Raw genomic sequence first — 398 nt, 5'->3', positions numbered from 1 at the left:
CAATTAGTGAGGTATCTTGGTCGCAATTTTGATCCATGTTAGAATACAAAGCAAAATGGTATGGCAAACAAGTTATTGTCGTATCGAAAACATTTGCTTCCAGCCAATTATGTTCTTGTTGTGGATATCAAAATAAAGACGTTAAAAATTTAAACCTACGTGAATGGGACTGTCCTTCTTGTCGTACAAACCATGATAGGGATATTAACGCAAGTATCAATCTAAAGAATGAAGCAATAAGGCTTCTAACCGCAAGGACTGCGGGGTTAGCCTAATCAATTAGAGTTCGATAGAACTCTTTACTTAGGAATCCCTCGCTTATAAACGAAGTGAAAGTGGGGGTAGTTCAAGGGATGGGAATATATATATGAACATGGTTCAAGTCAAAGAAAAGGCAC

General features: G+C 37.4%; 1 pseudogene. It reads left to right on the top strand.

The window, feature by feature from the left end:
- Positions 1–275: pseudogene (locus SB717_RS33950) on the top strand (zinc ribbon domain-containing protein); the annotation flags it as partial.
- Positions 276–398: the final 123 nt, after the last annotated feature.

Origin of the sequence: Priestia sp. SIMBA_032, from assembly GCF_046535215.1 — a bacterium.
In the GTDB taxonomy this organism is placed as follows: Bacteria; Bacillota; Bacilli; order Bacillales; family Bacillaceae_H; genus Priestia; species Priestia aryabhattai.
Note: the sequence above shows the minus strand (reverse complement) of the source record. Positions and strands in the feature narration are given on the sequence as shown.